At 73.1% G+C, this 13,611-nt stretch carries 14 protein-coding genes and 1 pseudogene; 6 read left to right on the forward strand and 9 right to left on the reverse strand.

The window, feature by feature from the left end; translation table 11 throughout:
- Nucleotides 1–73 precede the first annotated feature (73 nt).
- Nucleotides 74–1,084 carry a hypothetical protein gene (locus ACQP2O_RS36130; protein WP_433173090.1) on the forward strand — a complete coding sequence of 337 codons (1,011 nt, stop codon included), beginning with the start codon at nt 74–76 and terminating at the stop codon, nt 1,082–1,084.
- Nucleotides 1,085–1,201: 117 nt separating this feature from the next.
- Here the strand turns inward: ACQP2O_RS36130 and ACQP2O_RS36135 are convergent, their stop codons facing one another.
- From ACQP2O_RS36135 to ACQP2O_RS36145, 3 genes are read right to left on the reverse strand one after another with little or no spacing between them, the layout of a single operon-like run.
- The gene (locus tag ACQP2O_RS36135) at nt 1,202–2,335 is read right to left on the reverse strand and encodes an alpha/beta hydrolase (RefSeq protein ID WP_433173092.1); all 1,134 of its coding nucleotides are present in this window, start codon (nt 2,333–2,335) and stop codon (nt 1,202–1,204) included.
- 5 nt (nt 2,336–2,340) lie between these two features.
- Nucleotides 2,341–3,417, reverse strand: a complete 1,077-nt coding sequence (locus ACQP2O_RS36140; RefSeq protein WP_433173094.1) for an alpha/beta hydrolase — start codon at nt 3,415–3,417, stop codon at nt 2,341–2,343.
- The gene (locus ACQP2O_RS36145; RefSeq protein ID WP_360877017.1) at nt 3,417–4,001 is read right to left on the reverse strand and encodes a hypothetical protein; all 585 of its coding nucleotides are present in this window, start codon (nt 3,999–4,001) and stop codon (nt 3,417–3,419) included. The genes ACQP2O_RS36140 and ACQP2O_RS36145 overlap by 1 nt, the downstream gene beginning before the upstream one ends.
- 208 nt (nt 4,002–4,209) lie before the next feature.
- Here ACQP2O_RS36145 and ACQP2O_RS36150 point away from each other — a divergent pair, with 208 nt between their 5' ends.
- Nucleotides 4,210–5,733 carry a hypothetical protein gene (locus ACQP2O_RS36150; protein ID WP_433173097.1) on the forward strand — a complete coding sequence of 508 codons (1,524 nt, stop codon included), beginning with the start codon at nt 4,210–4,212 and terminating at the stop codon, nt 5,731–5,733.
- Between the two features lie 211 nt (nt 5,734–5,944).
- A complete protein-coding gene (locus tag ACQP2O_RS36155) occupies nt 5,945–7,057 on the forward strand; it encodes a lysylphosphatidylglycerol synthase transmembrane domain-containing protein (RefSeq protein WP_433173099.1) in 1,113 nt (370 codons plus the stop codon).
- Between the two features lie 101 nt (nt 7,058–7,158).
- Here ACQP2O_RS36155 and ACQP2O_RS36160 read toward each other — a convergent pair whose 3' ends face one another.
- Entirely contained in the window at nt 7,159–7,797 is a 639-nt protein-coding gene (locus ACQP2O_RS36160; RefSeq protein WP_433173101.1) for a response regulator, read from the reverse strand.
- A 132-nt stretch (nt 7,798–7,929) separates the two neighbouring features.
- Complete coding sequence (locus ACQP2O_RS36165; RefSeq protein ID WP_433173103.1) at nt 7,930–9,165, reverse strand: sensor histidine kinase; 1,236 nt, start codon at nt 9,163–9,165, stop codon at nt 7,930–7,932.
- Nucleotides 9,166–9,296: 131 nt separating this feature from the next.
- Between ACQP2O_RS36165 and ACQP2O_RS36170 the strand changes: the two genes are divergently transcribed.
- Together ACQP2O_RS36170 and ACQP2O_RS36175 are read left to right on the forward strand one after the other, a co-directional pair.
- A complete protein-coding gene (locus tag ACQP2O_RS36170) occupies nt 9,297–9,725 on the forward strand; it encodes a hypothetical protein (RefSeq protein WP_433173105.1) in 429 nt (142 codons plus the stop codon).
- A 10-nt stretch (nt 9,726–9,735) separates the two neighbouring features.
- Nucleotides 9,736–10,008 (forward strand): hypothetical protein, encoded by a 273-nt coding sequence (locus ACQP2O_RS36175; protein WP_433191556.1) that lies wholly within the window; start codon nt 9,736–9,738, stop codon nt 10,006–10,008.
- A 7-nt stretch (nt 10,009–10,015) separates the two neighbouring features.
- Here the strand turns inward: ACQP2O_RS36175 and ACQP2O_RS36180 are convergent, their stop codons facing one another.
- Nucleotides 10,016–10,843: a helix-turn-helix domain-containing protein gene (locus tag ACQP2O_RS36180; RefSeq protein ID WP_433173107.1), complete on the reverse strand. Its 828-nt coding sequence runs from the start codon at nt 10,841–10,843 to the stop codon at nt 10,016–10,018.
- 184 nt (nt 10,844–11,027) lie between these two features.
- On the opposite strand from ACQP2O_RS36180, the pseudogene ACQP2O_RS36185 reads away from it, so the two are divergent.
- A pseudogene (locus ACQP2O_RS36185) lies at nt 11,028–11,777 on the forward strand (NADPH-dependent F420 reductase); the annotation flags it as partial.
- Nucleotides 11,778–11,795: 18 nt separating this feature from the next.
- On the opposite strand, the gene ACQP2O_RS36190 reads toward ACQP2O_RS36185, so the two are convergent.
- From ACQP2O_RS36190 to ACQP2O_RS36200, 3 genes are all read right to left on the reverse strand, one after another.
- Nucleotides 11,796–12,227 (reverse strand): hypothetical protein, encoded by a 432-nt coding sequence (locus ACQP2O_RS36190; protein ID WP_433173109.1) that lies wholly within the window; start codon nt 12,225–12,227, stop codon nt 11,796–11,798.
- Complete coding sequence (locus ACQP2O_RS36195; protein WP_433173111.1) at nt 12,220–12,579, reverse strand: hypothetical protein; 360 nt, start codon at nt 12,577–12,579, stop codon at nt 12,220–12,222. The genes ACQP2O_RS36190 and ACQP2O_RS36195 overlap by 8 nt, the downstream gene beginning before the upstream one ends.
- 218 nt (nt 12,580–12,797) lie before the next feature.
- On the reverse strand, nt 12,798–13,607 hold the full coding sequence (locus tag ACQP2O_RS36200; RefSeq protein ID WP_433173113.1) for a YceI family protein: 810 nt from the start codon (nt 13,605–13,607) through the stop codon (nt 12,798–12,800).
- Nucleotides 13,608–13,611 lie beyond the last annotated feature (4 nt).

A 13,611-nucleotide genomic window follows, 5' to 3' on the forward strand; every position in this document is an offset into this window, starting at 1 on the left:
AGAGCCCATCGTCGGAGCGGTCGCGTTGCGCGAAGCGCGTACAGACGTGGATCTTGGACGGTACCTTCGCGACATGCGTGCGCGATCGGCGATGTTGAGCAGCGAAGTGCCCTCGGGGTCCCGGATCACGGACTTCACGGTGGTCGAGACCGCGGCTGGACCGCTCGTCGTCTGCGCCGACCTTCGGTACGGGGGAGTGTGGTCCTGGGATCCCCTGCGCGATGTCTGGCAGGACCGGCCGCTGACCTTCGCCGGCGCCGGGGATCCGCTGACGCATCCCGATGCCGAGAACGACATCAACTCGGTGGCCGCCGTCGTGTCCGGCGGGCGCGTGGTCCTTGCGGCGGGAGGCGACGAACAGGGCATCGCCCTCTGGGATCTCGAGAGCGGCGAGCTGATCCGGGGAGCGAGCTCCAACGCCGACTACACCGCGGCCATCACCGAAGTGCGAGGCGAGGGACCGCCGCTGTTCGTGACCGCCACGCAGTACGCGGACGAGATCCTGGTGTGGAGGCCGTCCGCCGAGGAGCCTCCCACGGAACTCCCGAACGACGACATCGCGGGCATCACCGACGTCACGGCCGCATATGGCCACGGCCTCTCGATGGCAGCAGCGGGCGGGGGTGACGGGTCGGTCACGGTGTGGGATCTCACGCGCGGCGAAAGCTTGGCGTCGTTCTACACCGAGGCGGGGGATGCGCCGGCCATCTCCGTCTCCCTGTCTCGCCTCGCGGCCGGCCCGGTCGTGGCGGCGGCGGTCGAACACGACATCCACGTCTGGGACCTGACCCGGGATCCCGAAGACGATCCGATCGATGACCCCTTGACGGGGCACGAGGAGACCATCCGTTCCTTGGACACCGTCACGTTCGACGACCGCTGCCTCGCGGTCACCGGGAGCGACGATGAGACGGTACGGATCTGGGATCTGGGGACCGGGACGCGGGTCGGCGATCCGCTGTCCGGCCACAAGGGCAGCGTCGAGACGGTCCGGACCGCCGTTCTCGACGGACGTCACGTCGCGCTGAGCGCGGGCCGGGACGGCAGGATCAACGTCTGGGACCTCCAGGCCATGGCGCGGTAGCCGGTCGGCCGACCGCGAGTTCGGCCCTCCGCCTCCGAGGTCCACGTTCAGTCACGGCTCAAAGGTACGCATCCCCCAGCAGGACCGTCGGCTCATCCGCGTTGCCGGACGAAAGCCTCACACACCGAGGCGGCCGCTGAGCCAGCGCAGGGCGGGGGTGAGTTCGCGGCGCCAGACGCTGAAGTGGTGGCCGCCCGTGGGAAGGGTGATCGAGGAGACCCGCATCGGGGCGTGGACGAGCGCGACGAAGTGGCGTGTCGCGGCGTAGTCCTTCTCCCCCACCTTGCTGGTCGTGACCAGGACGTCGATGGGCGGGGCGGGGCGGTGCTGGAGGCGCCAGGCCAGGTCGTTCTCGTTCCGGTAGGCGGGGCTCCCGCCGTACAGGTCGCCGGTGGTGATGTCGCGCAGCGCCTTGTAGTAGCCCGACAGGGAGATCGCCGCGGCGAACCGGTCGGAGTGGCGCATGGCGAGCTTCAGCGCACAATATCCGCCGGTCGAGTCTCCCATCGCGCTCCAGCCGGTCGGACCGGGGACGGTGCGGTACGCGCCCTGGATCGCGGCGGGCAGGTCGCGTGCGAAGAACGTCTCGGCGAGCGGGCCTTTCGGGACGTCGGTGCACTCGGTGTCGCGGGACGGGGTGACCATGGGCCGCATCATGACGAAGATCATGGGCTTGAGGCGGCGGGTGGCGATCTCGTGGGCGGCGGTCTGCGGGAGTTGCAGGCGCGTGATGAGGTTCTGGGCGTTGCCGGGGTAGCCGGTGAGCGCGAGCGTCACCGGGAAGCGCCGGGTCTTGTCGTGGAAGTACTGCGGCGGCAGGTAGACGTAGGCCGGGGAGGTGATCCCCGACCGGCTGCCGTGGATCGTCACCGCCTCCAGCCGGCCGTCCTTGGCGGGCAGCCGGTGGCCGTCGATGAACGCGTCGTGCGTCGGGACGAGCGCCGGGTCCTGGCCGGCGGGCCCGCCGGCTCCCCCCGTCACGTGGCCGTGGTGGCTGCTGGGGTCGGCGGCGCCGCCTCCCCCTGGCCCGCTGGGCATGCCGAGCAGGTCGCCCCAGGATCCGTAAAAGGCGAAGTAGGCGTTGGACACGGTGAGGAGCGCGGCGATGAGGAGGACCTGGGGGACGAGCAGCAGGCCGACGCGCGCCGGGACCCGGCGCGCCGCGCGCGGGGCGACCCAGACGACGCCGACCAGCGCCGCCAGGGCGAGGAGGCAGAGGAGCAGGATGAAGGGAGTGCCCGTGAGGCCCATCGACGTTAATTCTCCGGGCTCAGCTGGCCGCTGAGCCATTTCAGTACGGCAGGAAGGTCCCGCTGCCAGGTCGGGAGCGCGCCACCGCCGGTGACGGTGAGGGAGTCGGCCCGTACGGGCGGCTTCGCCAGCGCGGTGAGCTGCTGCGCCGATGCGGTGGCGCCGCCTGCGGTGACGACGAGGAGGTGCGCCGGCGGCGGCGGGCGGTGGCTCAGTCTCCAGAGCAGGTCGTTCTCGGACCGGATCGCCGCGCTGCGGCCGTACAGCTCTCCGGGCGGGGCGCCGTACGAAGCGGCGGCGCTGGCCGCCGCCGTGAACCGGTCGCCGGCCTCCAGGGCGAGCTTGGCCGCGCAGTAGCCGCCGTCCGCGTCGCCGAGCACCCCCCATCCGGGGCCGTCGTGGGCGACGCGGTAGGACGCCGCGACCGCCATCGGCACGTCCTCGGCGAAGAACGTGTCGGCCTGCTGCCCGCCGGGCGCGTCGACGCAGGCGCCGACCGGGCGCATCAGGACGTACACCGTCGGCTGCACGGTGTGGCCGGCGATCTGACCGGCCGCGACGGACGGCAGGCGCAGGTGGGTGATCGCGGCGTGCACGTCGGCCGTCAGGACCAGCACGACGGGCAGGCGCCGATGCTTGTAGGCGTGCTCGGAGTACTGCGGAGGCAGGTACACGTAGGCCGGGGCGGTGACGCCGGAGCGGGGGCCGTGGAAGACGACCGCGTCCAGGCGCCCCTCCTTCGGGGGCAGGCTCCGCGACAACGGGTCGGACGAGGGCCGCAGGGACGGCTGCGACGCCGCGGCGGGCGACGAGCTCGGGTCCGCGCCGCTGACGACCTTCACCTTGCTCTTGTCGGTGCCCAGCATGTCGGCCCACGAGCCGAAGAAGCCGAACGAGGAGTTCACCGCCACGAGGATCGCGAAGACGACGAGGAGCTGGGCGCCCACGACGAGGCCCGCCCGCGACGCCACCTGGCGCGGGCCGCCACCCGCGACGCGGGGCAGCAGGATGACGCATGCCACGAACGCGGCCAGCCCGAGGATGCCGAGCAGTACGACGAAGGGGCCGTCGGTCAGGCCCATCAAGACGCCTTTCCTGTTCGGACGCCTGTTGTGACGCCCGGTCTGACGCCTGTTGTGACGCCTGGTCCGATGAGGGGACGCAGCCATGTCCGGCGGATCCGTGCGACGAGGCGCCGCACCGGTCCCTCGAACAGCACGAAGCCGATCAGCGTGACCGTCACTCCGACGACGCCGCCCCCGGCGAGGTCCTCCAGTGGAACTCCCCCGATCGCGAAGGCCAGTGCCATGAGCACCGCGGCCCCGCCGGCCACCAGCCCGAGCCACCGGCTGACGAGCAGCAGGCCGACGGCGGTCGCGAACGCGACCGCCATGTGGTCGCTCGGCTCGGGAAGGGCCGCGGTGCGCGCCGCCCCGTAGATCGGCAGTCGTACGGTCGGTGTCTGCTCGAGCGGCTGGTTGACCAGCACAGCGGCGATGACACCGACCGGCGCCCAGATCGCGGCGGCCATGGCCGCGGCGCGCCGGTGACGCGCCATCCACCATCCGGTTCCGAGCAGGGCGGCGAACAGAATCGGCCCGAACGTCACCCAGCCGGCCAGCGCCACATGCGACCAGTGACCGCCGACCAGTTGAGCATCGAGCATGTGTATGTTTTTCCGCGGGTGCACGGATCCCCTCAGTATGCGAAATCGCTGGCCGCCAGCGTAGGAACCCCCGGGTCAGCAACGGTTCAACGCATGGTTAGCGCCGCGCTCACCTTTCCCCCTCCCGGGGGATCCGGCCGCCCACATGTCGTGGTCTCCCGGCGCGGTTCAGAGGATTCCCACAGCCTCGGTGTCTACCCTGACCTGCGTGATCAGGTCTTGGCGGGCGCCGATGCCCGCCGTGCGTCCCGCCGTTCCGCTGATGATCGTCGCTGTCGCGTACGGTATCGCCCAACTCGCCGGCGCGGCCGCGCACATGCGGCTCGGCTGGGACGAGACCGTCTACGTCAGCCAGGTCAGCCCGCACGTTCCCGCCGCGTACTTCAGCGCGCCTCGGGCCCGCGGGATCACCCTGCTGGCCGCTCCGGTCGTGGCGGTGACGTCGTCGCTCACCGCGCTGCGGTGGTACATGACCGTGGTGTCGTCCGTCGGTCTGGTCGTCGCGTACTGGCCGTGGACCCGGCTCCTGCGCCCGGTCACGGTCGGGATCGCCGCGCTGCTCCTGACGAGCCTGTGGATGGTCCGGTTCTACGGCAACGAGGTCATGCCGAACCTGTACGTGGCGTACGGGGCGGTCGCGGCGGCCGGCTGGTTCACGCACGTGGCCGCGCCGCGCGGGGAGATCGCAGCGGCCCACGGCGGCGTGCCGGATCCGGGGAACGCCGCGCCCCGGCGGGCGTACGCGTGGCTCGCCGTCGCCGTGGGGTGCACCGCGCTGCTGCGGCCGGGTGACGCGGTGTGGCTCGTGCTCCCGCTGGCGGCGGCGGCCGTCGTCATGGGCTGGCACCGGATCGGTCTCCTGGCCGGCATCGCCCTGGGCATGGTCGGGGGCCTCCTGCCGTGGGTGGTGGAGGCCTACGTCCGGTTCGGCGATCCGCTGCGGCGGCTGCGCGACTCCAGCAGGGTGGAGGGCGGCCTGGGCTGGCATCCCGACGGCGTCCTGATGAATCTGCGGGCCCTGAACGAGTTCGTCCTGTGCCGGCCGTGCGGCACCACGATCTCCCATGTCCCGACGCTGGCGCTGTGGTGGCCGGCGATCCCCCCGCTCATCGCGACGGGGCTGGTCCTGGCCGCCCGGCAGGGCCGGCTGCGCCTCCTCGCGCCCGCCGCCGCCTGCGGAACCGTGCTGGCGGCCGTGTACCTGCTGTTCGTCGGGTACGCCGCGCCGCGCTTCCTCATCCCCGCCTACGCGCTGCTGGCCCTGCCGGTCGCCGAACTCGCCGTCGGCCTGGTGGTCCTGACCCGGGGGCGGTGGCGCGGGGCGGTCGCCGGCGCCGTCGCGACCGGGCTGGTCCTCCTCGCCGCCGGCCAGCAGGTCGTGCTCAGGCGCATGAGCGGGTTCGAGGCCGGGTCGCGCCGGGACTACTCCTGGCTCGCGGCGAGCCTGCGCGGCCTCGGTCTCCACCGGCCGTGCGCGCTCTCCGGGGAACAGGCGCAGCCGCTGGCCTTCTACGCGGGCTGCCGATCCGTGGAGGTCAACGGGAACAACGCCTCCACCACGACGGCCGGCCTCGTGCGCGAGGCGCGGACGACGCGGTTCGCCGACCTGGAGCTCACCGGGGCCCGCCCACGGTACACGCGCGGCTGGCGCCGGTATGTCCTCACCACCCCGGCCGGGGACCACTGGCGCGTCTACGTCCCGCCCGGCACGGCGTACGCCCCACGGGGCTAGTCTCTGCCCGTGAGCCCCTCTGGCACCGGGCTTACGAGACGCATGATCACCCACAGGGTCCCCGCTGTACTATTCAGGTAGTGAGACGCCCACGGCGACCCCATGGTCGGTGACGGCACCGCCCGCCGGCGGACCTGGAGGAACCCATCACGTCAGCCGCCCCTCATCCCGTGTTTCACCATTGCTCCATCCGGCGGGGAAGGTTGAGGCCATGAGCCGACGCATCCTCACTCGCAGGCGGGTGTCCGAGTCTCTCGTCGAGCGGCAGCCTCTCGTGGACGTGGAGCGGATCGACGGGTCGGCCGTGGCCCGGTTCCCGGCGCGCAACTGGATGGTCGCCGGATTCCTCGCCGCCGCGCTCTGCGGGGTGGCCGTCGGCGCCCACCTGGCCGACGTCGACGTCGTCGACGACGTCGACGTGGGCGGCTGGGCGGGTGCGGTGTCCTCCGGCGCGAGCCGGGTCCAATGGGGGTTCGTGCCGGCGATCGCCGCGCTGACCACACTGCACTACCTCGCGTCGGCGCTCGGCGTACGCGCCGCCGCCGACGGCGTGTCCGGCCGGCGGCTCGGGCTGTGGGAGGTCACGGCGGCACAGTTCGCGGGTGCGGCGGCGAACCGGCTCGCCCCGAGCGGGCTCGGCTCGGCGGCCGTCAACTGCCGGTACCTCACCCGGCGCGGCCTGCCGATGTGCGAGGCGACGGCGGCGATGGCCGCGGCCAGTCTGGTACGCGGCGTGACGAAGCTCGGTCTCGTCGCCGTGGCCGTCGGCGTGTGGAACGGTCTCGGCGACCCGGCGGCACCGACCATCCGCCTCGACCGGATCGTCGCCCGGCACTCCGGGGTGATCGTGCCGGTCCTGGCCTCTGTCGGGGGCGCGGTGCTCCTGGCGGCCCTGATCGTGCTCTGCTGGCCACGTGGCCGGGCCTGGACGCGCGCCGCGATCACCGATGTCGGCCGGTCGCTGCGGCACCTCCTGCACCGGCCCCGCTGCCTGCTGGCGACGGTCATCGCATCGACCGGCGCGCACGCGGCGCTCGCGCTCGCGTTCGCGGCCAGCCTGCTCGCCATCCCCGGGACGGACGGCCGGGACTTCGGCATGTTCCTCGCCGTCTACCTGATCGGCGCCACGGCCGGCGCCGCGATCCCGACACCGGCGGGCGTCGGGTCGACCGAGGCGGCGCTGATCGCCGCGCTGGCGGCCGCGCACGTCCCGACCGGTCAGGCGGCCGAAGGCGTGCTGCTGTTCCGCGCCATGACCTTCTGGGCCCCTGTGCCGGTCGGCGTCATCAGCACCCGACGCCTCCGCCGCACCCACGGCCTCTAGGAGCCTGTCCGACAAATCCGCTGTCCGGCCGCGCGGCGTCCGGACGGCGCTCGCTACGACGGGATTCGTCGGACACGCTCCAGCCCGACGCGCGGGCGCCGTCAGGTCAGGCCGTTGCGGGCGGCGAAGACCGCCAGGCGTACGCGGTTCGGGCAGCCGGTCTTGGTCATGAGGCCGGCCACGTGCGTCTTGACCGTGGTGACGCCGATGTGCAGCCGGTCGGCGATCTCCGCGTTGGACAGTCCCTCGGCGACCAGGGTCAAGACGGTGCGCTCCCGGCCGGTCAGGTCCAGGTCGGGAACGGCGGGCTCCTCTTGGCGGGCGCCGACCGCCTGGGCGACGAGCCGCCGCAGCACCGGCGTGCTGAACGGGCTGTCCCCGTCCGCGGCGCGCCGGATCGCGTCGACGAGCGTCTCGGGTGCGACATCCTTGGCGAGGAAGCCGCAGGCGCCCGCCGCGAGCGCCGGGTAGAGATGATCGTCGTCGTCGAACGTCGTGAGGACGACGACGCGCGTCGCGGGCCGCTCACCGAGGATCCGCGTCGTCGCGGCGATGCCGTCCATTCCCGGCATGCGCAGGTCCATGATGACCACGTCCGGCGCGAGACGCGCCGCGAGGCGTACGGCCTCGGCCCCGCCGGTGGCCTCGCCCGCCACCTCGATGTCGTCGGTCGACTCGCACAGCATCCGCAGGCCCGCGCGCACCAGATGCTGGTCGTCCACGATCAGCACCCGGATCACGCCGCGACTCCCACCGGCTCGGCGAGACGCCGACCACCCACGATCAGCACCTGGCTCACGCGGCCCCTCCCCTGCGCATGAGACGCCGGCCCTCGCCGATCAGGGCCCCGAATCACGCCGCCCTCCCCGTCCTCACGACCGCTCCTGTGGCAGCAGGGCGGACAGCCGCCAGCCGTCGGTGGTGGGGCCGACCTGGAGGCTACCGCCGACCAGGTCCACGCGTTCGCGCATGCCGAGCAGGCCGTGCCCGGTGCCGCCGATGGCCGGGGATCCGCCGGCCGCGTCATTGCTGATCTCCAGGCTGACCGCGCCGTCCCCCGTCATCGCCGCGTCGATCCGTACGGACGCCTGGCGTCCGGCGTGCTTGACGACGTTCGTGAGCCCTTCCTGGACGAGGCGCAGCAGCGTCAGGCCGCGTACGGCGTCGAGCCCGGCGAGTTCCGGGGCGATCGAGGAGTCGACGCTCAGGCCGGCCTGCCGTGCCCGGTCCACGAGGCCGTCGAGGGCGACCGGCAGGTCCGTCGGCTCGGTGAGCAGGCGGCCCGGGTCGTCCGGGTCGCGGAGCGCGGTGAGCAGGCGGCGCAGGTCGGCGAGGGCGCTGGACGCGCTGGCGTGCACGTCGTCCAGGACCTCCGTCACCCTCGGGTCGGTACGCGGGATGACGTGGCGGGCGACGCCGACGCGGAGCGCCATCGAGGCCATGTGGTGGGCGACCATGTCGTGCAGTTCGCGGGCGATGGCGGTCCGCTCGCTCATGCGGGCGGCCCGTTCGGCCTCGGCCGCCCGCGCCTGGGCGCTGCGCGCGACCTCCTCCAGGGAGCGGACGTACGCCGCCAGCAGGACGGGGCCGCCCACGACGGCGGCCACCTTGTACAGCAGCGCGGGGACGTCACCCGGCAGGCTTATCGCGGCATAGACCGCGGTGAGCGCCGTCGCCACGAGCACGGCCGGAACGCCCCACCGGCGGAGCGCGACCTCGAACAGCGCGACACTCGCCATGATCTTGATGCCGATCGGCGGCGCGTCGCCGAACGCCTCGGCCAGGGCGAGCAGAACCGGCTGGCCGAGCGCCACGGTGAGCGGGAACCGCCCGCCTGCGGCCCCCAAGGCGAGAGAGCACAGCGCGAACGCCCAGTCGGTCCGGGTGGCGGGAGCGCCGGACCGGTGCAGGAGAAGGTAGCCGAGCGCGCAGGCGAGCAGGACGGCCCGCGTCGGGCCGAACCCGCGCCCGAGCAGCGCGGCCCGGATCTGGCCGAACCCACTTCCGAGCAGCACGGCCCGCATCTGGCCGAACCCGCGCCCGAGCAGCACGGCCCGGATCTGGCCGCGTCCTCGCCCGGCCAGGCGACGGAACCAGAGGATCTCCACGGCGCCGAGCGTACGGCCTGACATCGCTCGTCCCCGTCCTCCTCCGGGAGGAGGAGACCTCCTACGACCGGCCGCCGGGTCGGGCCGTCCGGCCGAGGCGGGCGGCGGTGCCGCGGCGAAAGGTTGGCGGCATGACGACACACATGGCCCACCGACGGCCGCGCCGCCGTCTCCCTCTTCCCCTGGATGGTTCCGCCCATCGGGACGGCGCCGCCGCGGCGTTCGTCTTCCTCGGCGGGGCCCTCGCCGTCGGGGTGTGGACCGTGCTGCTCGGCTTCTACGCCTCCGCCGACGTCCGTCCGCTCTGGATCGGTTTCGACCTGCTGCTCACCGTCGGCATGGCGCTCACCGGGTGGCTGGCCTGGCGGCGGGACGGGCGGGCCGCCCTGACCGCCGCCGGACTGGCCGCGCTGATGCTCGCCGATGTCTGGTTCGACGTCATGACGGCCCGGCCCGGCTACCGGCCGACCTCCATCGTGATGGGCCTCACGCTTGAGCTCCCGTTCGCCGCCGCCTGCGCCGTCTTCGCACTGCGCGTGCGGGCCCGCGGATGGAGGTGAGCATGCCTTCATGAAGATGGTCGGCATGGGGTGGCCTTCCCCAAGGGCCCGGCCGACGTCGCCGCGGCGGTCCGGGCCTGCGGAACCGCCGGCGTGGGCCTGGTCATCGCGATCGTCGCCGACGGACCTGCCGGTCGCCCTGGACGGCCTCGTGGACCGGGCACGGCAGGCCGGCCTGAGCATCGTCGACGCGACCGTCGTACGCGGGCTGCTCGTCCCCGCCACGATGCGCCTGCTCGGCGCGCGCGCCTGGTGGGCGCCCCGGCCGCTCGCCCGCTGGTGACGTCGGCTCACCGGCTCCCGAGCTTCCGCAGTGCCTGCTCGGACGCCGAGCCCGGCTCGGCGGCGAACAGGTCCAGCCCGCAGCACGACGGCTCGTCGGGCAGCGCGATGAGCTCGCCGTGCAGGGTCAGCTCGCCCACGACCGGGTGGTGCAGCACGCACGTCCGGGACCGGACCCGCGCGACCGGGTGCTCGGCCCACATCCGTGCGAAGTCCGCGCTCAGGTCCCGCATGTGGTCGATGTGCGCCGCGAGTCCGGAGTCCCCGCGATACCGTCCGAGCAGGACGCGCAGATGACCCACGTGCTCGTGCGCCGCCCGTTCCCAACCGGTGCGGTACAGCTCGCGCAGGTACGGCTCGGTGAACAGCAGGTGCGAGAGCGTGCGGCGGTTCTGCGGCAGCGCGGGGAAGTCACCGAACACCGCCACGGCGAGCCGGTTCCAGCCGACGATCTGGGTGTGCCGGCCGACCACGAGCGCCGGCGTCAGCACGAACGACTCCAGCAGGTGGCGGAAGCTCGCAGGCACTTCCGAGGCCGTGGCCCCCGTGCACGGCGGGGGGCGCCGTGCGATCCGGTGCAGGTAGGCCAGTTCGTCGGCGTCCAGGCGCAGCGCCACGCCGACGGCGTCCAGGACCTCGTCCGAGACGCTGTCGCCCTTGCCCTGTTCCAGACGCGTGTAGTGGGCGATGCTCACACCCGCCAGCCGGGCCAGTTCCTCACGCCTCAGGCCTTCGACCCGGCGCACTCCGCCGTAGTCGCGCAGCCCGACGTCCTCCGGGCGCAGCCGGGCACGGCGTGACTTGAGGAACTCGCTCAGCTCGGCCCGGTCGTCCACGCGACAACCCTACGTCTGCGCGCGCGGAAGGTGATCATGCCGTGAGTACGCAGAGCACGGGCCTGGTCGGGCGGTCGCGGCGGTTCCACGCTGTCAGGCGAGCCACTCGCGCGACGGGGGCGGCCCTTGCCGCGCCGGTCGCCGCCGACGGCTCTCCACGACATCCACCCGCACGAACGGAGAAAGCGTGTCCCGAACACTCGGACTCATCGGCAGCGGAATGATCGGTTCTGCCATTGCCCGCCTGGCCGTCGCGGCCGGCCTTGAGGTCGTCCTCAGTAATTCGCGGGGGCCTGAGACACTCGCCGGCCTTGTCGCCGGGCTGGGCGGACGTGCCCGGGCGGCCACACCGGCGGAAGCGGCACGCGCCGCGGACCTGGTGGTGGCGGCCATCCCGCTGAAGGCCTACGAACACCTCCCCGCCGAAGCCCTGGCCGGCAAGACGGTGCTCGACACGGCGAATTACTACCCCGAGCGGGACGGCCGGCTGGCCGAACTGGACGCCGGCGAACTGACGTCCAGTGCCCTGATGCAGCGCCACCTCGCGGCCTCCCAGGTGGTCAAGGCGTTCAACACCATCACCCCGCACCAGCTGTTCACTCTCGCCCGGCCCACGGGCGCGCCGGACCGCAGCGCCCTGCCCATCGCCGGCGACGACGCGGAGGCCAAGGCAGAGGCCGCCCGGCTGTTGGACGTCCTCGGTTATGACGCGGTGGACATCGGCACGCTCGCCGACAGCTGGCGCAGTGAACCGGACACACCGGTGTACATCAGGCCCTATCTCGGCGAGATCCCCGCCATGAGCGTCGAGGCCTTCCTCCGCTGGACTCTCCAGACTCCCGGAGTCGTCGTTCCCGCAGCGCAGGTCGGCAAGCTCGTCGAGACCGCGGTCCGCCGGCCGGCGGGCGAGGCCAGGCTCCCCAGCGACGACTGACCCCGGAACCCCGCCGATTCAGCGCGGGGCGGTGCGGCGGAGCCACAGCAGCCCGAGCACCGGGAGCACGAGCGGCACGAAGCCGTACCCGCTGCCGAAGCCGGACCACACGGTCGCGTCGGGGAAGGCTGCGCGGTCGGTGAGGCTGTAGGTGCCGACCGCGAGCACGCCGATCAGCTCGATCGTGCAGGAGGTGACGGCGACGCGATGCGACGTACGGCCCGAGCGGGCGATCGTCACGGTGGCCAGGATGTACACGACGGCGGCGAACGCCGACAGCAGGTAGGCGACCGGCGCCTCATGGAACCGCGTGGCGATCTGCACGCCGGCCCGCGACGTGGCGGCGAGGGCGAACACGCCGTACACGGCGATCAGTACTCGTCCCGGCCCGGACCGGCGCGCGGGCTGCTCGGCGTCTGCCACGGGACGGCCGTCCTCACGCTCAGCCATGCCACACCTGCTGCATTCGGACGATCAGGACGGCGGTCACCAGGAAGCCGGCGGCCACCACGACCGGACCCCAGCGGCTGCGCTCCCCCAGCCCCCAGAGGGCGGCGATGGGCAGGATCACCAGCGACCCGGCGAGGTAGCCGATGAAGACCGCCATTCCCCCGGTCGGCCGCGCACCGCCGGCGAGCCGGACGATCGCCCAGACCACCTGGACGAGCAGCCCGGCCTCTCCCACGGCGGCCGCGCCGAGCAGCAGCACGCCGACCCGGCGGTTCAGGGCGGCGGTCACGAGCGCGAGACCGGCGAGCACGAGCGCGCCGATGATCAGTGACACCGCCAGGGCGTGGACCACGCGTCAGCCTTTCTCCTTCTGCCTTCGGACGAAGACAGTACTACGCCCTGTAGTACAAGCGGTCGGCGGCCGGTCGGCACTCGGCCGTCGCGAGGCCGAGCTCGATCCGCGACACCACACGACCGTCGCGAGACCGAGCTCGACCCGTGACACCGTCGACCGCTCGGCACACGACCGTCACGAGGCCGAGCTCGGCCCGTGGGACAAGCCCCGCCGGGTCAGCGCTGGACGATCTCGATGTCGAGCTCGACCTGCAGGGTGCCGCCGACCGCGGCGATCCCGACCCGTACCGCCTGGTTCCAGTCGACGGCGAACTCGTCGCGGTTGAGCTCCGTCACCGCGTGGAAGCCGCAGCGTACGCCGCCCCACTGGTCCGGCCCCATGCCGAGGTACGTGGTGTCCAGCGTGATCGGGCGGGTGACACCGCGGATGGTCAGCTCGCCGTCCATCGCCCACCGGTCGTCGGCCAGCTGCCGCAGCCCCTTGCTCCGGAAGACGATGTCGGGGAACGCCTCGGCGTACAGGAAGTCCTTGCTGCGCAGGTGCGTGTCACGGTCGGCGTTGCCGGTGTCGACGCTGGCGGCCCGCAGGGTGACCTCCACGGTGGAGTTCTCCACGGGGTCGGTGACGACCGCGTGACCGCTGAACTCGGCGATCCGCCCGCGGACGCTGGCCAGGCCGAGGTGGCGGGCGCGCACCTGAACGGACGAGTGCACGGGGTCGATGTCCCAGACGCCCGGGTCGGGGAGCCGGCGCCCGCCCGCCCCGGTGAGCTCGATGTCACCGAGGTCGAGGCCGTTCGGGCCGACGACCGCGGTGCGGGCCTCCGGCTGGTGGCCCGCAGCCGAGACGATCAGCGTGTAGGCGCCCGGCGCGACGCCCTCGAGGACGGCGCGGCCGGTCGTCTCGACCGCGGTGCGGGCCGCCTGCCGGCCGGTGGCGTCGGTCAGGGTGAGGATCGCGTGCTCGACCGGCCAGCCTCCGGGGGCGACGATCCGGGCCGTGACGGTGACGTTCGCGGGATTCACGGAG

It is taken from the genome of Actinoallomurus sp. CA-150999 (assembly GCF_050942425.1).
GTDB lineage: Bacteria > Actinomycetota > Actinomycetes > Streptosporangiales > Streptosporangiaceae > Actinoallomurus.

What these genes read in the sequence shown, in the direction of transcription:
- ACQP2O_RS36130 (WP_433173090.1), top strand. Translation starts at nt 74, where the DNA reads ATGCGTGCGCGATCGGCGATGTTGAGCAGCGAAGTGCCCTCGGGGTCC.
- ACQP2O_RS36170 (WP_433173105.1), top strand. Translation starts at nt 9,297, where the DNA reads ATGACGACACACATGGCCCACCGACGGCCGCGCCGCCGTCTCCCTCTT.
- ACQP2O_RS36155 (WP_433173099.1), top strand. Translation starts at nt 5,945, where the DNA reads ATGAGCCGACGCATCCTCACTCGCAGGCGGGTGTCCGAGTCTCTCGTC.
- ACQP2O_RS36175 (WP_433191556.1), top strand. Translation starts at nt 9,736, where the DNA reads ATGAAGATGGTCGGCATGGGGTGGCCTTCCCCAAGGGCCCGGCCGACG.
- ACQP2O_RS36190 (WP_433173109.1), bottom strand. Translation starts at nt 12,227, where the DNA reads ATGGCTGAGCGTGAGGACGGCCGTCCCGTGGCAGACGCCGAGCAGCCC.
- ACQP2O_RS36145 (WP_360877017.1), bottom strand. Translation starts at nt 4,001, where the DNA reads ATGCTCGATGCTCAACTGGTCGGCGGTCACTGGTCGCATGTGGCGCTG.
- ACQP2O_RS36140 (WP_433173094.1), bottom strand. Translation starts at nt 3,417, where the DNA reads ATGGGCCTGACCGACGGCCCCTTCGTCGTACTGCTCGGCATCCTCGGG.
- ACQP2O_RS36135 (WP_433173092.1), bottom strand. Translation starts at nt 2,335, where the DNA reads ATGGGCCTCACGGGCACTCCCTTCATCCTGCTCCTCTGCCTCCTCGCC.